General features: G+C 67.2%; 17 protein-coding genes. 2 read left to right on the forward strand and 15 right to left on the reverse strand.

Annotation, left to right across the window (positions count from 1 at the left end; all coding sequences use genetic code 11):
• Nucleotides 1-65 precede the first annotated feature (65 nt).
• Nucleotides 66-1,163 carry a cupin-like domain-containing protein gene (locus ACMGEZ_RS08735; RefSeq protein WP_436821870.1) on the forward strand — a complete coding sequence of 366 codons (1,098 nt, stop codon included), beginning with the start codon at nt 66-68 and terminating at the stop codon, nt 1,161-1,163.
• A gap of 58 nt (nt 1,164-1,221) precedes the next feature.
• Here the strand turns inward: ACMGEZ_RS08735 and ACMGEZ_RS08740 are convergent, their stop codons facing one another.
• The 10 genes from ACMGEZ_RS08740 to ACMGEZ_RS08785 all read right to left on the reverse strand — a co-directional run bounded on the left by ACMGEZ_RS08740 (nt 1,222) and on the right by ACMGEZ_RS08785 (nt 15,212).
• Nucleotides 1,222-4,404 (reverse strand): galactose oxidase early set domain-containing protein, encoded by a 3,183-nt coding sequence (locus ACMGEZ_RS08740; protein ID WP_436821871.1) that lies wholly within the window; start codon nt 4,402-4,404, stop codon nt 1,222-1,224.
• 96 nt (nt 4,405-4,500) lie between these two features.
• On the reverse strand, nt 4,501-6,006 hold the full coding sequence (locus tag ACMGEZ_RS08745) for a carotenoid oxygenase family protein (protein ID WP_436821872.1): 1,506 nt from the start codon (nt 6,004-6,006) through the stop codon (nt 4,501-4,503).
• Between the two features lie 8 nt (nt 6,007-6,014).
• Nucleotides 6,015-6,425 carry a DUF2141 domain-containing protein gene (locus tag ACMGEZ_RS08750; RefSeq protein ID WP_436821873.1) on the reverse strand — a complete coding sequence of 137 codons (411 nt, stop codon included), beginning with the start codon at nt 6,423-6,425 and terminating at the stop codon, nt 6,015-6,017.
• A 136-nt stretch (nt 6,426-6,561) separates the two neighbouring features.
• Nucleotides 6,562-7,626 (reverse strand): AI-2E family transporter, encoded by a 1,065-nt coding sequence (locus tag ACMGEZ_RS08755; protein ID WP_436821874.1) that lies wholly within the window; start codon nt 7,624-7,626, stop codon nt 6,562-6,564.
• Between the two features lie 86 nt (nt 7,627-7,712).
• Nucleotides 7,713-8,411 (reverse strand): GntR family transcriptional regulator, encoded by a 699-nt coding sequence (locus tag ACMGEZ_RS08760; RefSeq protein WP_436821875.1) that lies wholly within the window; start codon nt 8,409-8,411, stop codon nt 7,713-7,715.
• A 14-nt stretch (nt 8,412-8,425) separates the two neighbouring features.
• On the reverse strand, nt 8,426-9,769 hold the full coding sequence (locus ACMGEZ_RS08765; protein WP_436821876.1) for a C4-dicarboxylate transporter DctA: 1,344 nt from the start codon (nt 9,767-9,769) through the stop codon (nt 8,426-8,428).
• Between the two features lie 239 nt (nt 9,770-10,008).
• Nucleotides 10,009-11,382, reverse strand: a complete 1,374-nt coding sequence (locus ACMGEZ_RS08770; RefSeq protein WP_436821877.1) for an amidohydrolase family protein — start codon at nt 11,380-11,382, stop codon at nt 10,009-10,011.
• 760 nt (nt 11,383-12,142) lie between these two features.
• Nucleotides 12,143-13,120, reverse strand: a complete 978-nt coding sequence (locus ACMGEZ_RS08775) for a Bug family tripartite tricarboxylate transporter substrate binding protein (RefSeq protein ID WP_436821878.1) — start codon at nt 13,118-13,120, stop codon at nt 12,143-12,145.
• A 116-nt stretch (nt 13,121-13,236) separates the two neighbouring features.
• Nucleotides 13,237-14,181, reverse strand: coding sequence for a Bug family tripartite tricarboxylate transporter substrate binding protein (locus ACMGEZ_RS08780; RefSeq protein ID WP_436822183.1), 945 nt, complete (start codon nt 14,179-14,181; stop codon nt 13,237-13,239).
• A 77-nt stretch (nt 14,182-14,258) separates the two neighbouring features.
• Nucleotides 14,259-15,212: a 2-hydroxyacid dehydrogenase gene (locus tag ACMGEZ_RS08785; protein ID WP_436821879.1), complete on the reverse strand. Its 954-nt coding sequence runs from the start codon at nt 15,210-15,212 to the stop codon at nt 14,259-14,261.
• A 136-nt stretch (nt 15,213-15,348) separates the two neighbouring features.
• Here ACMGEZ_RS08785 and ACMGEZ_RS08790 point away from each other — a divergent pair, with 136 nt between their 5' ends.
• On the forward strand, nt 15,349-16,506 hold the full coding sequence (locus tag ACMGEZ_RS08790; RefSeq protein WP_436822184.1) for a citrate/2-methylcitrate synthase: 1,158 nt from the start codon (nt 15,349-15,351) through the stop codon (nt 16,504-16,506).
• A gap of 78 nt (nt 16,507-16,584) precedes the next feature.
• Here ACMGEZ_RS08790 and ACMGEZ_RS08795 read toward each other — a convergent pair whose 3' ends face one another.
• From ACMGEZ_RS08795 to ACMGEZ_RS08815, 5 genes are read right to left on the reverse strand one after another with little or no spacing between them, the layout of a single operon-like run.
• Nucleotides 16,585-17,277, reverse strand: coding sequence for a TetR/AcrR family transcriptional regulator (locus tag ACMGEZ_RS08795; protein WP_436821880.1), 693 nt, complete (start codon nt 17,275-17,277; stop codon nt 16,585-16,587).
• Nucleotides 17,278-17,325: 48 nt separating this feature from the next.
• A complete protein-coding gene (locus tag ACMGEZ_RS08800) occupies nt 17,326-18,126 on the reverse strand; it encodes an enoyl-CoA hydratase/isomerase family protein (RefSeq protein ID WP_436821881.1) in 801 nt (266 codons plus the stop codon).
• A 1-nt stretch (nt 18,127) separates the two neighbouring features.
• Nucleotides 18,128-19,936: an AMP-dependent synthetase/ligase gene (locus tag ACMGEZ_RS08805; protein ID WP_436821882.1), complete on the reverse strand. Its 1,809-nt coding sequence runs from the start codon at nt 19,934-19,936 to the stop codon at nt 18,128-18,130.
• A complete protein-coding gene (locus ACMGEZ_RS08810) occupies nt 19,933-20,781 on the reverse strand; it encodes an ABC transporter ATP-binding protein (protein ID WP_436822185.1) in 849 nt (282 codons plus the stop codon). The genes ACMGEZ_RS08805 and ACMGEZ_RS08810 overlap by 4 nt, the downstream gene beginning before the upstream one ends.
• On the reverse strand, nt 20,781-21,962 hold the full coding sequence (locus tag ACMGEZ_RS08815; protein ID WP_436821883.1) for an ABC transporter substrate-binding protein: 1,182 nt from the start codon (nt 21,960-21,962) through the stop codon (nt 20,781-20,783). Before ACMGEZ_RS08815 ends, ACMGEZ_RS08810 begins: the two co-directional genes overlap by 1 nt.
• Nucleotides 21,963-21,974 lie beyond the last annotated feature (12 nt).

Consider the following 21,974-nt stretch of genomic DNA (forward strand, 5'->3'; position numbering starts at 1 on the left):
GCGAAGGCCCTGGATCACCAGTTCGCCACACAATCTACAGGCCAGAGAACGCAGGAGATCTCCGCATGAAACCACCCAAGCCGCCTGCTCCGCCACGCCCGCCCGGAAGCCAGGCCGAAGAACAAACGCCGGCACCGGCAGGCGCACCGCTGACGCCCGAATGGCTGCGATGGACCACCGAGCAGTTGCTGCGCGGCTGCACGCCGGAATCGGTGCTGGCGTCCATGATCGCTGCCGGCCTCGACGCGCAAGCCAGCGCGGAGTTGATCGAACTGGTGCCCGGCAACGCCGTCTACATCGCGGCCGAGGGCCGGGCGCAGCAGCTGCGCAAGCTCGAGTCGACGCTGGCCAACCTGCAGCTGCTCTGGGAAATCGACCCGATGTACAGCATCGTGGACAAGCGCGTGTCCGTCAGCGAAGAGGAGTTCATGGAGCGCTATGTGCGAGGCTGCCGGCCGCTGGTGCTCACCGGCCATACGCGGGACTGGCCTGCGATGCAGCGCTGGTCGCCGGACTATCTGAAAGGGCGCTTCGGCCATCTCGATGTCGAGGTCCAGGCCGAACGCCTGGCGAATCCGCGCTATGAGGAAGACAAGGCCGCGCATCGGCGCAAAGTTCGCCTGGGCGATTTCGTCGACCAGGTGCTGGCCGGCGGCGAAACCAACGACTACTACCTCACCGCCAACAACGAAGCATTGCGGCGGCCCGACTTCGCGCCTCTGCTGGATGACATCGGCAGCCTGCCGCCGTGCTGCATTCGCTCGGAACTGGCCGAGCGCTCGTCGTTCTGGTTCGGGCCGGCCGGCACCGTCACCCCCTTGCACCACGACACGCTGATGCTGTTCCACACGCAGGTCGTCGGGCGCAAGCGCTGGCGCCTCATCTCGCCCTTGCAGGGACCGCGCCTGTACAACACGAACGGCGTCTTCAGCCCCATCGACCTGGATGCGGTCGACCTGCGGCAGTTTCCCTTGTTCGGGGGGGTGCGCGTACTCGAGGTCGTGGTCTGGCCGGGCGAGACGATGTTCCTGCCGCTGGGCTGGTGGCACCAGGTGCGTGCGCTGGACGTCAGCGTGTCCTTCTCGTACTCGAACCTGGCCTTGCCGATTCCGAACCTGTTCACCTACTTCGATCCGGTGCCGCGTGCCGTCCCGGATGCTTGATGGAGAGCGCGCCCTGCGGCTGGCGCAGGGCGCACGCTTCGACCTCTGAAGGCCTGGCTCAAGCCACGCGGCACGACTTGACGACGTAAGGCGCAGGGTCGGTGCCGAAGAACGCGTTGGTGCAAGGGACCGTCCCATTGACCGTCTTCTGCACCCAGCGCGTGTCGGCGCCATATCTCACCACGGTCGGCGCCGACACGGTGAAGCTTTGTCCCTCGTTGGCCAGCAATGCGCCCGAAGGTGGCGGCGCTGGGGCCGGTGCAGGTGCGGGTGCGGGCGCTGGAGCCGGCGCAGGCGCGGGTGCAGGCGCAGGCGCAGGCGCAGGAGCGGGAGCGGGAGCGGGAGCGGGAGCGGGAGCGGGAGCGGGAGCGGGAGCGGGAGCGGGTGCAGGTGCAGGTGCAGGCGCAGGTGCGGACGCCACTCTGCAGGACTTCACCACGAAGGGCGCTGGGTCGGTACCGAAGTAGGCGTTGGTACAAGTCGCGGTGCCGGTGACCGTCTTCTGCACCCAGCGCGTGTCCGCGCCATACGCCACCAGCGTCGGGCTCGACACCGTGAAGGTTCCGCCTTCGGTGGCCAGCGTCGCTCCGGTCGGCGGCGGCGCAGGCGCAGGGGCCGGTGCCGGTGCGGGTGCAGGGGCGGGTGCCGGTGCCGGTGCCGGTGCGGGTGCAGGGGCGGGTGCAGGAGCAGGCGCAGGAGCAGGCGCAGGCGCAGGCGCAGCGGTCGTCAGCCTGCAGGACTTCACCACGAACGGCGCCGGATCGGTACCGAAGAACTCGTTGGTGCAGGGCGCCGTGCCACTGACCGACTTCTGCACCCAGCGGGTGTCGGCGCCATAGGCCACCAAGGTCGAGTTCGCCACCGTGAAGGTGCCGCCTTCGGTGGCCAGAGTCGCGCCCGACGGTACGGGAGCAGGGGCCGGAGCGGGTGCAGGTGCAGGTGCAGGCGCCGGTGCCGGTGCCGGCGCGGGTGCGGGTGCGGGTGCGGGCGGCGCCGCGGTCCCTGTGTCCGCCACGCAGGACTTGGTCACGCCCGGTGCGGGATCGGTGCCGAAGAAGGACGCGTTGCAGGTGCCCGCACCCGTCACGACCTTGTCGACCCAGCGCGAATCGGCACCGTAGCTCACCACGGTCGCGCTCGTCGTGTTGAAGGTCGCGCCTTGCGCGGCCACGGTGCGGTCGGCAGTCGTGACCTGGGTGCCTGGCGTCACGCCACCGGCCTTCGGCGCCAGCACGTGGCAGGACTTGGCGACGTTCGGCGCCGGATTCATCCCGAAGAACTCGCTCCTGCAGCTCACGTTGCCGGTGACCGTCTTCTGCGTCCAGTCGCCGCCCTGCCCGAACTGCACCACGGTGGACGCCGGCAGGGTGAAGGTGTGGCCCTGGTCGGCCACCTTCGTCCAGCCCCCCTGCACCTTCAGGATCTTCGCGACGGAGGGCACGCCGGCGCTGTCGATCGCGAACAGCATGTAGTAGCCGGCGGGCAGGATGTTCGGGCTCTCGTTGAGGGTGATGTTGACCGTCGAGCTCCCCGCCGCCTGGGCGAAGGGCAGGTTGAGAAAGCGTTGCCCGAAGTCGGTCGCATGCGTCGCCGAGCCGGTACGCACCAACGTGACGCGCTGGATCGGCTGCGACGACATCACGCTGATCTGGAAGTCGGTGCCGAGGGTCAGCTGGGCCGGGGCCGTGTTGATGATCGGGCGCGGCGCCCGCTGCCCGCTGCTGTCGAAGAGATAGGGCGGCGAATAGATCTCTGCATTGAGATTCAGCACCGGCCCCGGCGAGCCGCCGCCCACCGACAGCACCGTGGCATCCGGCAGCAGCATGGCCGTGGAGTGGTAGAGCCGGGCCTTCTGCGCGGCGTTGCCGGTGGTCCACTGGCCCGTGGCCGGGTTCCAGATGAGGGCAGTGAACGCGGTGTCGACCAGCTCGTTCTCCTGGGCCGAGCCCCCCGTGACCAGCACCTTGCCATCGGCCAGCATGGTGGCCGAGCCCCATTCACGGTTCGGTCCCGGCCCCGCGACGGTGCTGACGACCGGCGTGCGCCCGTTGATGTCGATCACCATCGCGGTGCCGTCGTCCGCCACCATCAGCATCTTGCCGCGGTCGAACATCGTCCAGGGCAGCACCCAGTTGACGAACTTCGGCAGCCTGCCGAGCGGGCCCATGGTGGGCGCCTCGGTGTTGATGCTGTACATCTGGTCGATGCTGGCCACGAACACGCGGCCATTCGGCGCCAGCACGGCGCGGGGATAGAGCCAGTCCCCCGGCCAGTTGGGGATGGCCGAGAGCGTGCGCCAGCCCTGCCCCGGCGTGTAGATCTCCGGCACGCCGGAGCCGGCGCCGCCGCCGTCGATGCCTGCCAGCATCAGCGCCCGGCCGTCGGCCAGGGGCACCGCCGTGCCATACCAGCGCGCATAGGCCATCGGCGGCCCGGCGGTGATGGTGGAGGAGACCGGGTCGTAGAAGTTGACGTCTGCCACGCCCCCGTTGACCCTGTCCGGCGTGATCCCGCGCGTGTCGCCGCCGGCCAGCAACACCTGCCCGGCCGGCAGCACGGTCTGGGCGGTGCAGAAGAGGTCGGTGCGCACGCTGTGCTGCAGCAGGCTGTGGGCGTTGGTGGTCGGGGTCCAGACGTCGTAGTAGAGCTGGGCCCCCTGGGCGCCGCTCGGGTCGGTGCCATAGCTCATGACCTTGCCGTCGGGCGTCAGCACGGCATGGATGGCATTGATCGGCCAGCTGACGGGCGCCGCCCACTGGCCGCCGATGTTGGGTGCGACGGCAGCAGCCGCCGCTGCGGCGGCTGCGCTCGTGATGGCGCTCGTGGTCGGCGTCGGCGGGCCCTCGGCACCACGGCCGCGGTCGATCGGGGCGGGGCGGTCCCGCTCCAGTTCGCGCTGCCGGGCGATGTCCTCGGGCGTCTTGACGGTTTTGCGTGCCCTGACGATGGAGGCCTTGGCGTCGGCCTCGTTGCCGGTGGAAGGCGACGAGGGGTCGGTGGTGCCGGCCGCTACTGCGGCGGCAGCCGGAGCCGTCCCGCCTTCACCATTCCCGGGGGCTGGCGCCGGGGCCGGGGCGGGTGCGGAGGTATCGGTGGTGCCGGCCGCGGAGCCGGCGAAACCTGTCGCGGGCACCCCACCGTCGCTCCCGCCTCCTCCGCAGGCGGTAATCACCAGTGGCGCCCACAGGGCGATCCACCTGAGGCCCGAAGCCGGAGGAAACGGCGGAGCGGTAGTCGGCATATCCCATCTCCGAAAAAGAGAACTTAGAGGTTACGCGGCTACCATTTTGAGTGTCGTCCGCCAATCTGTGTAGGACCAAAGATCTAGGAGATATCCCTAGGCCGGCACGAAAGCCCCGTGCAATCCCAACGGCAAGGCGCGGGGCAGGATTGCCTGCGCCACCGGCCCCGCGCCGAGCTGGTCGGCCGCGAAGCAGGACAGCACCGTCTTTCCCAGCGCCAGGTCGAGCACGGTGCCGAGGATCCAACCCGGCCGCCGCCCGTCCGGCACGAACACGTGCTCCTCGACCATCGCCTGCGGCCCGTAGACGAAGCGCTGCGAGCGGCCGGTCTCGACATCGGTGCGCGCGATCGCGCCGAAGCCCGGCCGGCCCTCCACCTGCTGCGTCGCATGCACAACGCTGCGGTGGCGCAGCCCCACGCGGCGCGGATCGATGCGCGGGAACTCGGCGTCGAGTTCGAGGACGTGCTGCGTGGCGCGGCCGGTCCCGAGGTCGAGGGTGGCCACGGTCAGGCGCGGTTCGGCGCTCCGCACCAGGCGCCCCCGCATCACTTCGCGGTTGGTGGTGAAGATCGAGCTCGCATCCTCCGAGCGCGCATAGTCGATGTGGATTCGCGTGCCGCCCGGCGCGGCCTCTTCCCACGCATTGCCCACATGGAACAGGAAGCCGGCCGGCAACGTGAGCCACTGGCGCCTGTCCCAGTCCTTCTTGTCGATGACGAGGGCGCGCATGCCCAGCTCGGGCCGCCACACGTGCGCATCGAGGAAGCTGGTACCGGCGGCCCGTTGCTCGCCCTGGCTGTCGTAGACCAGCGGCGGCATCAGGAAGACCAGGTGCCGCTCGGTCACCGCGAAGTCGTGGACCATCGGCAGGTCGGTCACCGGCATTGCGGCGGCACGGCGCAGCCGGCCTTCGGGCGCGATCTCGTAGAGCGCCAGCAGCCCCTGGCCGCTGCCGACGCCGAAGTTCCAGATCGTCCCGTCCGGGTCCACCTTGGGATGCGCCGAGAAGGGCATGCCCGCGAGGTCGGCGCGCCAGGTCTTCGGGCCCAGCGTGTCGAGCGTGCGCGCCTCGATGCGCGTGGCGGAGCCGCCTTCCCACAATGCGAGCACTTCGCCCTGCAGCGGCAGCACGCTGGTGTTGGCGACATTGATGCTGTCGGCCGATGTAGGCGGCTCGACGCCCGGCAGCACGGTGCCGAAGGCCTCGGTCAGCCGCCGGCCGGCGCGCAGTTCGGCCACGCGCTTGGGCGTGGCGACATAGCGGCCGTGGTGATGCACCTGCCGTCCCTCGATGACGAGGCGCTGCACCATGCCGTCGCCGTCGAACCAGTGGTGATAGCGCTGGCCGCCCAACTCGTGGCCGGCCGGGCCGATGCGGTAGAGCGTGCCGGCCACCGCGTCGGGAAAGCGCCCGCGCACCTGGGCGGGCGCCAGCGGCAGGTCGCCCGGCGCCGAGCCAAAGCCCAGCCTCCACGGGGCTTCGGAGGCCTCGAAGTCGGCCTGCCAGTCGTCGGCCGCGGCCGCGTGGGCCAGCAGCGGAGCGAGCAGGGGAGTCGCGCCGGCCGTGGCCAGCAGGCGCAGGAGTTCGCGTCGTTGCATGGCTGGCCTCAGCGCAGATGGATCACGGTCTGGAGATCGGCATTCAGCTGGAGTGCCGCCGCGTCGAAACCCGGTGCTCCGCGGTTGCCCTTGGCATCGTTGGAGAAGCCGTAGCGCTCGGTCGGCAGGCCCATCAGGTTGGCGTCGAGCTTGCCGTTGCCGTTCTCGTCGGCGAACACGCGCAGCGCGTAGCGACCGGGGGCGAGGCCGGGGAAGGAGAGCCTGGCAGCACCGGCGTTCATCTGAACGATCTGCGCGGCCAGCGTCTTGTTGGTCTCGTAGCCTTGAGCGCTGTCGTAGAGCGCCACGTAGAGCGGGGTCGGTGCCGCAGGGCCGTCGACAACGCTCACATGCAGGTCGGCCGCCAGTGTGCCCAGCGGGGCGAGCAGGGCACCGGCGAGGAGGGGAAGCTTGTTCATGATGGGCCTCGTGGAAAGTGGAGGCCCGACGATCGCGCAGGCAGGACGCGCTGCCCAGTGCGATGCGACGAGTTGCACGATCGCGGCGCGAAGTGCCTGCAGCGCGAGCGAAGCGTGGAGGATCCGTAGATCCCTTCTAGGGCGGCCCGGCAGCCTCTTCGTTCGACGAAGCGAACAAGTCCCACGTCGCCATGAAGAGCGCCGCCACCACCGGCCCGATGACGAAGCCGTTCACCCCGAACAGCGCCATGCCGCCCACCGTGGACATCAGCACGATGTAGTCGGGCATCTGCGTGTCCTTGCCCACCAGGATCGGGCGCAGCACGTTGTCGACCAGGCCGATCACCACCACGCCGTAGACGATCAGCCCGACGCCTTCCCAGACGTGCCCGGTGGCCAGGAAATAGATCGCCACCGGCAGCCAGATCAGCGCCGCCCCCACCGCGGGCAGCAGCGAGAGAAAGGCCATCAGCACCGCCCACAGCAGCGCACCCTGCACGTCCAGCACCCAGAAGGCCAGGCCGCCCAGGGCACCCTGGACGATGGCCACTGCCACGTTGCCCTTGACGGTGGCTCGGATCACGGTAGTGAACTTGTTGAGCAGGAAGTGGGTGTGCGGCCGCGCCATCGGCAGCGCCTGGCGCACGGTCTTCGACAACGCGGTGCCGTCGCGCAGCAGGAAGTACAGCAGGTAGAGCATCAGCGCGAAGCTCACCAGGAAATCGAAGGTGTTCTGCCCGATGCTGAGCGCCTGCGTGGCGATCAGCTGGCCGGTCTGGGCAGCGCCCTGGGCGACCCGGGACAGCATCGCCTCCAGGTCGCCCAGCCCGAAGCGGTCCAGCAGGTTGATCAGCCACTGCGGCATGGCACCGAGGACCTGCTGGAAGTAGCGCCCGAAGTTGATCTCGCCCGTGCGGATGCGCTGCGTCACCAGCGAGGCCTCCTGCACCAGCGAGACCGTCACCATCGTCAGCGGGATGATCACGATCACCAGGCAGATCGTCAGCGTGGCCAGCGCCGCCAGGTTGCGGCGCCCCGGCATGCGCTTGAGCAGCCACTTGTAGAGCGGCGTGAACAGGATGGCCAGCGCCACGGCCCAGAGCACCGCGCCGAAGAAGGGCAGCAGGATCCAGAAGAAGGCCGCCGTCACGGCCGCCAGCAGGAAGAGGAAGACCGCGCGCTGCAGATCGGGTGAATTCATCGCCCGGCGACTGTAGCCGACCCCGGGGCCCTGGGCCTGTCAGCGGGAAGCCCGTGCCGGCGCCGCCGGCGTCGCAAGGCCGGCGGTCAGCGTGAGGCGCGTGGCAATGCCACCGGCGCCAGCGTGGCGCGCAGGCGCTCGTCGGCAGCGGGGCTGGCGGCGACTTCGGCCTCCAGCGCCTCCTCGACATTGCCGATGTGGTCCAGCATCAGCTGGCGCGCGCGCTTCATCTCGCCCGCCTCGAGCGCGGCGACGATGGCCGCATGCTCGGCGCAGGACTGCCCCGCCTCGTGCGTGGACTGGAACAGCGTGGCCGCCAGCGTGGTGCGCGCCGTCAGGTCGCGCAGCACGTCGCACAGCAGCCGGTGCCCCATCTGATCGGCCAGGCAGACATGGAAGTCGGCCAGCAGGAAGGCACGGGTGGCGGCGTCGGCGCCGGCGATGGCGCGCTTCTCGTCGGCGATGTGCTCGCGCAGCTTGCGGATCACCTTCGACAGCGGCCGGCCCGACTCGGCCAGGATGCCCGCCTCGATGATGCGGCGCGCGGCGAAGGCATCGCGCGCCTCCTCGGCCGAGGGCTCCACCACATACCAGCCGCGGCGCGACTGCACCTCGACGAAGCCCCGCGCCTGCAGCTGCATCAACGCCTCGCGCACCATGGTGCGGCTGACGCCGAAGTTCTCCGCCAGCTGCTGCTCGCCGAGGCGCTCGCCGGGCGCGAGCTTCTGCGCGAGGATGGCCTCGACCACGCGCGCGGCGATGGTGGTGGGGGTGACGTCGGTCATGGGCTGAGGGACCCTCAGTGTGCCGGGTGGACTGCCTGCACTGCGTGTGCGGCGGCGACCGGCGAATCGGGCTCGGCCAGCGGCTCGTCTTCCGGCGAGTGGGTGCCGTCCAGCACCGCGCGGGCACGCTCGCGGTCGATGTCGCCTTCCCAGGCCGCGATGGCCACCGTGGCCACGCAGTTGCCGATGAGGTTGCCCAGGGCGCGGGCAATGCCCATGAACCAGTCCACCGACAGCACCAGCACCAGCCCGATCGCGGGAATGGACGGAATCGCATGCAGCGTTGCGGCCAGCACCACGATGGCCGAGCCCGGCACGCCGTGCGCGCCCTTGGACGTGACCAGCGCGACCGCAAGGATGGCCAGCAGGTCCGACATCGAGATCGGCGTGTTGGTCGCCTGCGCGATGAACACGGCCGCCAGCGTGATGTAGATCGAGAAGGCGTCCAGGTTGAAGGAGTAGCCGGTCGGGATCACCAGGCCGACCGTCGAGTCGCGGATGCCCATGTGGCGCAGCTTGGCCATGATCTGCGGCAGCACGCTGTCCGACGACGTGGTGGCAAAGACGATGGTGAGCTCCTCGCGCAGGTAGCGCAGCAGCTTGATCAGGCTGAAGCCCGAGAGCCTCATCACGAAGCCCAGGATCACGAACACGAAGACCAGCACCGAGGCGTAGAACAGCACCACCAGCATGCCCAGCTGCTTGAGCGAGCCGATGCCGTACTTGCCCACCGTGAAGGCGATGGCGCCCAGCACACCCAGCGGCGCCAGCTTGATGATGATGCCCATGATCTTGAAGAGCACCAGCGACAGCGAATCCACCACCGTGGCCACCGGCTTGCCGAGGTCGCCGAGCAGCGCCAGCGCGCAGCCGAACAGCACCGCGAACAGCAGCACCTGCAGCACGTCGCCGGTCGCGAATGCGTTCACCACCGTCGTCGGGATCAGCTTCATCAGGAACTCGACCGTGCCCCCGCTGGTGAGCTTGTCGGCATTCGACGCATAGGCGCTCATCGCCGCCGCGTCGAGCGCGCGCGGGTCCACGTTCATGCCCACTCCGGGCTTGAACACGAAGGCCAGCACCAGGCCCATGGCCAGCGCGATGGTGGTCAGCACTTCGAAGTAGATCAGCGCCTTGACGCCGACCCGGCCCACCCGCTTGAGGTCGCCCGCGCCGGCGATGCCGTGCACCACCACGCAGAAGACCAGCACCGGGATGATCATCTTGATCAGCTTGATGAAGCCGTCGCCCAGCGGCTTGAGCTTGACGGCGAACTCGGGGAAGAACAGGCCCGCCGCCACGCCGAGCACCAGCGCGATGACCACCTGACCGAAGAGCGATTTGGCGAAACGGGGCATTCTTGTCTCCGTGATGGTTGCATGCAAGACAAGGAACATCTTGCATACAAGCAATGTAGGCAAGATTCATGGATTTTTCTGTGCGGGTATTCCCGAGTTTGGAGACGCCAGATCCCCGTGTTCCGAGCCATTAATTGCACGAACAGGTCAATAAACGCGCAAACAACCTGATAAATGCGCAAACAGTCGGGCTCGGCGGACAAGCCGGCCTGAAAACGGAGCAGCGATCCCCGCGCTGCTCAGCCAGCGGGATCGAACACACCGAGGAACTCGCGTCGCGTCTTTGGCCCATAGGTCCTGAAGTGAGGATCGGGTTTCTCCAGGTAGGCCATGCGCTTTCGGGCGACCGAGTCGTGGGCGGTGTATCGCTTCACTTCCGTCGGCGTCAAGCCGTACACCTTCGCGGCGTTGAGACCGAATATCTTGGCCCGCAGCGCAGGTGTCATCTCGGGATAGCCATGCCGTTCGCGCAGTTCCGCCGAGATCTGGAACGTCCGGAAAGCTTGGATCTGGTCCTGCGGTGAGCCGTACCAGATCGAATCCGTGCCCCACAGCACGTTGTTCTCGCCGCACGCGACGATCAGTTTCCCCAGGGCGTGAGCCGCCTGTTCGGGATCACGCATCAGGAAGCGCCACGTGCTGCCCAGCTCAGCATAGACGTTGCTGTTCGGCTTGACCTGGTGTTTGCGCAAGGACGTAATCAGCGTGTCGATGCCGTCGCTCTTGCCGCTCGCGTCGTAGGCCTTTTCAGTGACCGTGCTGACGAAGCCCGAGTGATAGATCAGGAAGTTCACGTCCGGGTAACGCCTGGCGACGACGCCGATGTCGCTGCACTGGCTGTGCTCGTAGGATCGTGGTCCGAACGGCAGCCCCTTGTGGATGCAGATGTTCTTGACGCCCAGTGCGCGAGCCTTCTCGATGAACCGGATGCCGACGTCGTCGTGCAGGAAGTAGCCCTTGCCGTTCGGTCCATACTGCGTGTAGGTCTTCCAGGCGCTGATGCCCCACTTCTCGTGCAACTCGTCCATGCCCTCGAGGTCTCCGGGCTGGTTCGGGTTGACGCGTCCATGCAGCAGCAGCCGGTGCGTGCCCTCGAGCTTGTCGACCAGCCTGCGGACCTCGTCGGCCGCCTGGATCGTGACCGGTTCGGCGTCGCGAGCGGAGGGCACGAAGGACAGCACCATCACGTCGGTGTCGCTGTCCATGAACACGTCCTTGAGGAAGACCTCCGCGTTCTTCGAATTGCCTTTCGGCGTGTCGATGAAGTGGCCCTGGACATCGAGGATGAACTCCTGCCTGGCGGGGCCGACCTGCGCGCGCGCGAGCTGCACATCCAGCGCGGCGTCGCGGGGCAGCTCGAAGAAGCCGCCGGTCCTTCCGGCCGCGGCGTTGGCCGCGTTGAAGGCCAGCAGCGTGCTGGCTGCGCCACAGGACGAGGTCAGGAACGCTCGTTTCGAGCATCCCAGCCGCTTCGCGTTGGTTGCCGCGGCCTCGTGTGCGAGGCGGTTGGCCTCGATGTTCGCCGGCCACAGCGACACCGGTGCGAACTCGCCATTCGAGGTGCTGTCGAGCTTGATGGGAAGGCGCTTGCCCTCAGGGTCGCTGTCATGCATGGTGGTCCCCCGGTTTGATCAAGAAGCCCCGCCGGCCCGCCAACGGCGCCATGAGCCCCCTTGGCTTCGATGAGACCTCCGATTCTGCTCCGTGCCGCGGGGCTCGGCCCTGGAACACAAGCTAGGCACGCCCGCGGGCGGGCTGGGCTGTGCGTAGACGCCGCAAGCGTGGCAAGAAGACTGAAGGCGGATGTTCCGGGTCCGGGGAGCGGAAGGAGCGGCGTGCTCCCTAACGGAATGCTGACCAAGCAGAGGCGGAAGAGTAGTTCCGCGCGTTACCTTCTGAGTGGCTGCGCAACCGGTACGGGTCGATCTGCTGGACAAGATGTACCCGGCGGCCGAACTTTGCAATCGCTGGCACCAAGCGTTGTACAGCAGCACGATCCTCCGGATGGGCACGCCTGTGCCCCTTGTCCGAACCAGCTGCGAACTTGCGCGCATCCGCTAAGGGTCACCAACAGTGTCAAGGCGAGCAGTGTTCTCATGCCGACCTCCTTTTCCTTGCAAGCGTGCGGAGCACAGAACCCAATTCTGGACACTCAGTGCAGGATTTCAACCGGCACTTGGCAACCGGCTTGTCCAACGGATTGTCTGCCATGTTGTTCTTCTACGGGCGGGCTTCGTTCGGGCATTTGCGTCGGTGACCTAACGCTCGAGGAGCTTGGCGAGCCGCATGCCTCCTGGATCGCTGTTTGGGCATCTATTAGCTCAGAACAATCCCCCGGTGCTGACCATGCAAGACCGCCGCTGGACCCCGGGCTCACTCTGGCTGGATCCCCGCCTCCTTGACCACCTTGCTCCACTTGACGAGGTCGGACCTGATCAACGCTGCGTAGTCCTGCGGCGATCCGCCCTGGATTTCGATGCCGGCAGCCTCCAGCTTCGTCCGCACGTCAGGCAGCTTCAGCGCTGCGTTGATCTCGGCATTCAGCTTGGCGATGATGGCCTTCGGCGTGCCGGCCGGAGCCAGGAACCCACCATTCGTATTGGCGTCGTAGCCCTTGAGTCCCTGCTCTTCGGCGGTGGGCACGTCGGGCAAGGACTTTGTCCGCTTGCGCGTCGACACGGCAACAGCGCGCGCATTGCCTGCTTTCACCTGCGGCAGGATGGCACTGACGGAGTCGATGAAGAGCGCCGTGCGTCCGGCCAGCAGATCCGGGTGCGCGGCTGATGAGCCCTTGTACGGAACCAGCAGCATCTGCGCGCCGCTGGCCATGCGGAACATCTCCGCCGCCATTTCCTGCGCACTGCCGCGGCCCGAGGTGGCGACCTTGGCCTCGTCGGGGTGGGCCTTCATCCACGCCACGAGCTCGGGCAGCGTCCTGGCGGGTAGCTGTGGGTAGATGGCGAACACCAGCGGAACCTCGTGGGTGTAGACGATGGGCTCGAAGCTTTTTTCCGGATCCCAGCCGAGGTTCTTGAACAGGAACTTGTTGGTGTTGTGGCTGCCACCCACGATGCCGATCGTGTAGCCATCAGGCACGGATTTGGCGAGCACATCCGTGCCGAGGTTGTTGGATGCGCCAGGCTTGTTGTCGACGACCACCGGTTGCCCCATGGATACCGCGAGCTTGTCCCCGACGACGCGGGCAATCATGTCGATCGCGCCGCCCGGCGGGGCGGGCACGATGATCTTGATGGCGCGCGTGGGGTAGGCCGCGTCGGCCAAGGTCACGGCTGGCACCGCGGCCAGCAATGCCGAGACTGCAAGAATGTTGATCAGTGATGCGGGCTGCATGGAAGTCTCCTCTTCAGGGTGGGTCTGTCGTGTTGCGATGCCGACGCGCCGTTGCGCCTGTCACTGGCACGGTGCTTCGCGTCGACGGTAGGCTCTCGCAGTGCCGGTTCCTGCACTCACTCGATAGTGATCTTGCGGTTGCGGATGATCTGGGCGTAGCGGCTCTTGTCGGCGGCGATGAGCTTGGCGAACTCCTGCGGCGAGGTGGCGCGCGGCACGCCGCCCAAGCCCACGAAGCGTGCCTCGACCGCTTCGTCGGCCAGCACGGCTCGCAGGTCGGCGGCGATCTTGTCCACGACCCCCTGCGGCGTGCCCGCCGGCGCCAGCAGGCCGATCCAGGAGATCGCGTTGAAGCCGGGCACCACGCTTTCCGCGAGCGTGGGGACTTCGGGAAACGCCGTCACCCGCTTGTCGCCCGTCACCGCCAGCGCTCGCAGCTTGCCCGCCTTGATGTGTCCGGAGGCCTCCAGTACGGTCATGAACGACAGCTGCACATGGCCGGCGAGCAGATCGGCGATGGCGGGGCCGCCGCCTCGATAGGGCACATGCAGGATGAAGGAGCCGGTCTGGTCCTTGAACATCTCAGCCGCCAAGTGCGGGGCGCCGCCGGCGCCGGAGCTGCTGTAGCTCATCTGGCCCGGCTTGGATTTGGCCAGTGCGACGAAGTCAGCCGCGGTCTTCGCCGGGACCGACGGGTTGACCATCATGGCCAGGGGCAGCTCGGCCACCAGCGAGACCGGGGCGAAGGCCTTGTCGGCGTCATAGGGCAGCTTCGGATACAGCAAGGGATTGATCGCTTGCGTGCCGATGTTGCCCAGGAGCAGCGTATAGCCATCCGGCCTGGACTTGGCGACGAAGTCAGCGCCGATCTGCCCAGCGGCACCCCCCTTGTTCTCTACCACGACAGGCTGGCTCCAGCGCCGGCTCAACTGCTCGGCAATGACGCGGGCGCCAGTGTCGGTCCCGCCGCCGGGCGGGAACGGAACCACCAGCGTCACGGGCCGGGAAGGAAAGGACTGCGCGAAGCTCGGCGCCTGGATGGCGCACAGGGCGAGGGCCATGAGGATGGCAAGGCGTCGGGTGAACAAGGGTGTCTCCTTCTGGTCTGGGGGCGGTGGCTGCGTCGAACGCAGGGGGCTCAAGTGGTCAGGCTCATTGCGGGGCGCTCGCCCGCCAGGGCCTGGGCAACGCTGGCGAGCACCATCTCGGCCATCGCGGTGCGGGTCTCCCAGGTCGCGCTGGCGCGGTGAGCCTGCAGGGTCACGTTGTCGGACTGGCGCAGCGCCAGCGGCACGTGCGGCTCGTCGACGAACACGTCCAGCCCCGCCCCCGCGATCCGGCCGGCGGCCAGCGCTTGCGTCAGGTCGGCTTCGTCGACGAGTCGGCCACGGGCGACGTTGACGAGGAACCCGCGCGGTCCCAGCGCGTCGAGCACGGCCGCGTTGACGATTCCTTCGGCCTGGTCCGCCGCTGCGCACAGCACCAACGCGTCCGATTCGCGTGCCAACTCCATCAGGCTCGGTATGAAGCGGTGCGCAACGTCGTCCATGGCGTGCAGGTCGGTGTAGCCGATGGGGCAACCGAAGGCGGCCACCCGCACAGCGACCGCGCGGCCGACGCGACCCATTCCGACGATGCCGACGCGCATGCCGCTGAACCGCCGGGCAAGCGGGATGGCGCTGGGCTGGGGACGAAGCTCCCACTGGCCGTCCCGCACGAAACGGTCACCGGCACACAGGTTTCGGCAGGCCGCGATCAGCAAGCCGACGGCCAGATCGGCCACGTCGTCCGTCAACGCACCCAGCGTTGCGGTGACAGGGAGGCCACGGCCCCGGCAGTACGCCAGATCCACGGCGTCGGTCCCGACGCCATTGACCGCCACCACCTTCAGGCGAGGCAACTGCTCCAGCGTCGCTCGCGAAATGCCGGTGTGCCCGCCGGTAATCACGGCGTCGATCGACGCGCCATGTTCACGCAGCCACGCTTGCGGATCGTCGAGCTCGAAGTGCTTGTGAACGACATAGCGCGACGCGAGCTTGTCGTTGATCGCAGGGATCAGGATCGGATTGAATTGGAGGACTTGAGGTTTCATATCACTTTGCGTGCCCGGTCCTGGGGGCTTGGGGGTGCGAGGGGCTTTCGACCGCGAGGACGCATGCTGTTTTAGATTGACGAAGCCGTCAATATTGATCTTTATAATCAATATAAGTCGACTCAATCTGGACGGCATGGCTTCCTGGATTTCAATGAACGAGGCGTGCACTCTTCTGGGTGTGCAACCTCAGACGGTGTATGCGTACGTGAGCCGCGGCAAGCTGGAGGTCGCGCCCGACCCGGCGGACGCGCGGCGCAGCTTGTATCGCGCCGAGGACGTCGCGGCCTTGGCCAAGCGCAAGCAGGCCGGCCGCAAGCACGAGACCTTGGCGGCCAACACCTTGTTCGGTTCGCAGCCCAGCATTCCGACGGCCCTGTGCGCGTTCTCTCGCGGGCGGCCGCACTACCGCGGCCAGGATGCCGTGGGCATGGCCCGGACGGCCACGCTGGAAGACGTGGCCCAACTGTTGTGGGGCGCCCGGCAAGCGGTCGATTTCTCTTCCCTGGCACCAATGCGCTTCGGCAAGCCGGGGCGAGACGCGGCCTTCGCGACCTTGGCCGGCCTGGCGTCCGCCGGGCACTCCACCGGTGGGCGTCTGACCCGGGTTCTGCACGCCGAAGGCCAGGAGCTGGTCGGCCAACTGGCCAACGCGTTCGGCGCCTCGCCGGGGCGCGAACCGCTGCATCTGCGCTTTGCGAGAGGGTGGAAGCAATCATCCAGGACGGCTGATCTGCTGCGAACGGCCATGGTGTTGCTGGCCGATCACGAGCTGACCAGTTCAGCCTTTGCCGCGCGCATCGCCGCCTCGACGGGCGCGTCATTGCCGGCATGCCTCCTGGCCGGATTGGCCACGCTCTCCGGCCCCTTGCATGGCGATGCCTCAGGGCGCGTGCGCGCACTGTTCGGCGAGGTGGAACGCCTGGGTGAAGACCAGGTGCTCGCCCAGTACCTGTCGAACGGCTTGTCGCTCGCAGGATTCGGCCATCACCTCTATCCCGACGGCGATCCGCGCGCGGCGGCATTGCTGGCGTTGTTCGAGCCCCCGAAGGTGATCGCGCGCTTCATCGAGAAGGTGATGAAGCTGACCGGCTTGCACCCGAACATCGACGTGGCTCTGGCAGCCCTGGTCGCTCACCATCGGCTTCCTGCCGATGCGGCCTTCGGCCTGTTCGCAACGTCGCGCAGCGTCGGGCTGTTGGCGCACAGCCTGGAGCAACTCGGCGTGGCCCAGGTCATCCGCCCGCGCGGGCGCTATGTGGGCCCGACGCCCGAACCGCACGAGGTCGCCTAGCAAAGTGCCGCGGACAGACTGCCTTGGACAGACTTGCTTGATGCCTTCCCCGGCATCGAGCTTCGCGTCGCCCGTGCGCTACAAGGTCTGGGCGACGGGCTGCTTCGCGTCTCGGGCCGGCTTCTTGCCCCGAGCCGGTCGGGGACGAGCCAGTCCGCGCATCAAGACGGTGATGCACTGCTCGGCGATTTCCTCGGGCGTGAGATCCCCGCCCGGGCGATACCACCGTCCGACCCAGCTCAGAGCGCCGGCGATCGTGAATGCCGCGATCTTCGGATCGCACTCCACAATGCTTTCCTCCTCGATCCCGCGCTGCACCAGTTCGCGAAAGTGGCGGTCAAGCTTCGCCTTGAATCGCCGAAGTTCCTTGCGGCTCTCGGGCGGCAGCGGGTCTTCGCCCACGCGGATGATGCACATGCCGAAGTCTTGCGTCACGATGTCGACGTAACTGCGCATCGCGGCCCCGAGCTGGTCGATCGCGCTTCCGCCGAGGGAGCGTTCCCGCTGGATCGCGTCTTCCATCATCTGCAGACCGATGGTCACGCACTCGAACAGAATCTCTCCCTTGTTCTTGACGTAGTAGTAGAGCGTGGGCTTCGTGACTTGCAGTCGTTCAGCCACTTCATCGAGCGACGTGGCATGAAAGCCCTTCTCGTTGAAGATCTGCGCTGCGGTGCGCAGCACGGCCTCCCGCTTGCTGGCGCGAAGCTCTTCGCGACTGGCAGGAATTGCCCAGGGCGAGGCGATCGAACGCGCCGCCGGCGGCTCCACGGCGCTCGCGGGCTTGGCGCTTTGTCGGACTGCCATCGGCCTGCTCCTTCAGCCTTGGTAGTGCGCGCTGCGCTTCTCGACGAACGCGCGCACGCCTTCCATGCCGTCCGGACTGCGGCTCAGGCGCGCGATGGTGCGTGTCTCGCGCTCCATCTGGGACTCCAGCGAGTCGCCGCTTTGCATCAACAGCTCCTTCACGCCCGCATAGGCCCCGGTCGGCCCTTCAGCCAGGCGTCGCACCTGCTGTTCGACCGCCGCTTCGAAGTCCTCGGGCGCCACCACTTCGTTGAGCAGTCCCCAATCCAATGCCGTGGCGGCGTCGAGCACCGGGTTGTTCATGTACATATGCATCGCCCGTCGGCGGCCGATGAGGCGCGGCAGATACCAGCTGGAGCTGCCGTCAGGCGACAGGCCGATGCGCGTGTAGGCGCTGGTGAAAGTCGCGCGGCTGCTGGCGATGGCCAGATCGCACGCGGCGACCAGGCTGAGGCCCGCGCCGGCGGCCACGCCGTTGACCGCCGCGACGACCGGAGCAGGCAGCCAGGCCAGCCTGCTGATGGCGGTATGCAAGCGGCTCGCCATGTCGCGTACGAGGCAATCCACGTTTTCCGGATCGAGCGCGAACGCACGGACATCTCCACCCGCGCAGAAGGCGCGGTCCCCGCTGCCGGTCAGGACCACCACGCGCAAACCCGCGGTTGCAGCGCATTGATTGGCGGCCTCGGCCAGCTGGTCGATTGCCTCCAGATCCATCGTGTTGAAGGGCAGCCGGTTGAACGTGATGCGGGCGATTCCACCTTCCATTGCGAAGAGGACTTTGCGCTCAGGGGAGGGGACCAGGTTCGTCATGTCAGCGGTACAGATTCTCTATTTCGGTGGCGTACGCCTTGTAGATGCTGGAGCGGCGTACCTTCATGGTGGCCGTCACTTCACCATCATCGTGGTCGAGCTCTTTCGTCAGCAGGTGAAAGCGGCGGATGTGGGCCACTTCCGCCAGCCGGGCGTTGCCCTGATGCACTTCGGACTGCACCAGTTCGCGCACCTGCGGCAGCTCGACCAATGAGCGGAAGTGCGTGAACGCCAGGCCGCGCTGTTCTGCCCATTTGGACGTGGTCTCGTAGTCGATCTGGATCAGGGCGCTCACGAACCTGCGGCCGTCCGCGACGACCACGCACTCCTTGATGAAGGGACTGGCCTTCATCGTGTTCTCGATCTCCGAGGGGGTGAGGTTCTTGCCGCCCGCGGTGATCATCACGTCCTTCAGGCGGTCGACGATGCGCAGCTGCCCGTCCGCCTCATGCACGATGTCGCCGGTGTGCAGCCACCCCTCGATGATGGCGCCGGCCGTGGCCTCCGGGTTCTTGTAGTAGCCCTGGAACACCACGCCTCCCTTCAGCAGCAGCTCGCCTTGTCCGGACAGGCGATGCTCCACGCCAGCCGTGGGCGTGCCCACGCAGCCGAAGTGCACGGCGTCCTTGCGCTGGCCCAGCACCATGCCGCTGGATTCCGTCATCCCGTACACCTCGATCAACGGCACACCCAGGGTGCGGAAGTAGCGCAGGATCACCGGGGAAATCGGTGCGGCGCCGGTCAGTGCCACCTCGGCCTCGCGCAGGCCGATGAAGTTCTGCAGCGCGCGAAACACTGTCCAGTACCAGAACGCGAAGATGGCGCGTTCTGCGCCGGTGCGCTGCCGGGCCGCCTTGTGCGCGAACGGCTCGCAAGCCGCCAGCGCCCTCTGGTACATCGAGCGACGCCAGCGGCCCGTTTCCTGCATCTTGATGGAAATGGAGGAATGCAGCTTCTCCCAGATGCGCGGCACGCCCAGGAACATCGTCGGCCCCACTTCCCGCAAGTCCTCTTGCACCGTCCGGATCGACTCGCCAAAGTCCACACGCGAGCCCAGGTACATCGGCACGAAGCAGGTGAGCATCTGCTCGGCCACGTGACACAGCGGGAGGTACGACAGGTGCGAGGTGTGCGTGCCGAGCTCCAGGCGTTCGATCACGCCCGGCGCCATGGCGGCCATGTTGCCGTAGCTGATCATGGCGCCCTTGGGCTTGCCTGTAGAGCCCGAGGTATAGATGATCAGGCCGGTGTCGGCGAGCGTCTGCTTCGCCAGCACCGCGTCGACGGTGGCGCTGTCGGACCTGGAGGCGAGCACCTCCAGCTCGTCGAAACCCACGACCAGGGCGGGAGCACGTGCCTTGGTGTCGGCCAGGCCCTTCTTCTCGATCTGCACGATGTGGCGCAGGGCGGGCAGCTGGTCGCGCGCGTCCAGCACCTTGTCGGCCTGCTCCTGGTCTTCGCAGACCACGATCTCGGTGTCCGCATGGCCGAGGACGTAAGCGACCTCGTTGGTCGGGCTGGTGGGGTACACGCCGACGGTCACCGCCCCGATCAGACCGGCGCCCATCTGGCAGAGCACCCACTCGATGCGGTTCTCCGACAGCACGCCGATGTGCGCGCCCGGCGCGACCCCGAGGGCGGAAAAGCCCAGGCCGACGCGCAGCGCCCGCTGGTGATAGTCCGCCCACGTCAGCGGCTTCCAGATGCCGAAGCGCTTCTGGCGGATCGCCACGCGCTTCGGCGTCGTGCGCGCGAGGTGGCGCAGCGCCTGTGGCAAGGTGCGCTGGTAGGCGGACGCATCCACGCTCACGAGAGCCACCTTTTGCGCCGCTTGTAGTGCTTGAGCTCCTTGAAGCTCCTGCTCTTGCCTTCCTGACCGACACCCAGGTAGAACTCCCGCACGTCGGGGTCGGCAGCCAGCTTCTCGGCAGTGTTGTCGATCACGACCTTGCCGGTTTCCATGATGTAGCCGTAGTGCGCGACGGCGAGCGCGACGGAGGCGTTCTGTTCCACCAGCAGCATCGACACGCCGTGCTCGGCGTTGATGCGGGCAATGATCTCGAAGATGTTCTCCACGAGCACGGGCGAGAGACCCAGCGAAGGTTCGTCCAGCAACATCAAGCGCGGCCGCGCGATCAGCGATCGGCCGATCGCCAGCATCTGCTGCTCACCGCCGGAGAGATAGCCGGCGAGACCCTTGCGTCGCTCGTGCAGCCGCGGAAAATACTCATAGACGAGGTCGTAGTCGGCCTGGGCTGGCTTCAACCCCGTCAGCGCATACGTTGCGGCCAGCAGGTTTTCCTGAACCGTCAAGTCCTCGAAGACATGGCGGCCCTCCATCACATGGAACAGGCCGGCGCGCACCAGCTGGTGCGGCGCTTGCTCGGCCACGGCGCGGCCGTCAAAACGTATCTCGCCGCGCGTGACTTCACCGTCCTGCAGCTCCAGCAAGCGCGATATCGCCTTGAGCGTCGTGGACTTGCCGGCGCCGTTGCTGCCCAGCAGCGCCACGATCTGCCCGCGTGACACCGAGAGCGACAGCCCGCGCAACACCTGGATCGCCTTGTTGTAGACGACCTCGATGTTGTTGACTTCCAGCAGCGGCGCGGCGCTCGCCGCGCCGCCCGGGCCGGCGGGCTGCGCATCCGCGAGCATCATTGCAGGCTGATCCAGTCCGACACCGGCACCATCTTCTGCTGCTTGAAGTCGGCCTTGTACACGCGGCCAATGGGGATGGAGTTTCCCTTGATGGAGAGCGGCACGCCGATGATGCCTCCGGTGTCGAAGTTGCGGATGGAGCTGAGGGCGAGCTTCAGGTTCTTGCCGTTCAACTCATTGCCGGCATCCAGCGTGCGCTTTGCCGCTTCGGTCAGCAGCATGGCCGCGAGGAAGCCCTGCATGTACGCGGTGCTCTGATAGTCCGGGCGCATCTTGCGGATCTTCTCCATCATCGCGCCCTTGCCCTCGGTGTCGTAGTGGTAGCGGTAGGGCATCACGCCCATGAAGCCGTCGGCGTTGGGGCCCATCTTCATCACGGTGGAGTTGTCCATGGTCCAGAAGGTGCCCATGAACTGCGTCTTGACGCCCTGGCCGCGCGCCTGGTTGATGAATTCCGGAATCGGCGCCGAGACATAGCCGTGGAAGATGGTGAAGTCCGGGTCGGCGCGCCGCAGCTTGATCACCTCCGTGGAAACGTCCACGCTGCCCGGCGGCGTGGCGATCTCCTGCACGAGGTTCAGGCCCAGCTTCTTCGTTTCGGCGCGGGCGGCTTCCACTGGATCCTTGCCGAATTCAGTGTCGGAATAGACCAGCGCCACCTTGGCGCCGGGCTTCACTTTCGCGATGTACTGCAGCAGGATGCCGACCATCTCGCTGTAATCCGGCCCCACCATGAACTGCAGCGGGTACTTCTGCGCGTTGCTGATCTCGCGGGCGAAGGAGGCGCCTGTCATCAAGATGGAGCCGTTGCGCTCGAGTTCGGGGTTCACAGTCTTCACAAACCCGGTGGAGTCGGCGTAGTACAGGTTCACCTTGTTCTGGCCGGTGATCTTCTTGAACACCGCCATCGACTGATCGACCTTGTAGCCGGTGTCCTCGGCGATGTACTTCACCTTGCGGCCGTTCACGCCGCCCGACTCGTTGAGGATCTGCAAGTAGTCCTTGATGCCGGCATCGATGCCGATGCCGGCGAACGCGAAGACGCCCGTCAGCGGCACCGAGGCGCCGAAGACGATGTCTTCCTTGCTGGCGTTGGCTGCGGCGGGCCGGGTCTGGGCGGCGACGCCCAGCGAGAGGGTGGCCGCGGCAGCGGCAAGCAGGGTGCGCTTGTTGATCATGGGTCGTCTCCT

The sequence above is a fragment of the Variovorax stachyos genome, from assembly GCF_051400855.1.
In the GTDB taxonomy this organism is placed as follows: Bacteria; Pseudomonadota; Gammaproteobacteria; order Burkholderiales; family Burkholderiaceae_C; genus Variovorax.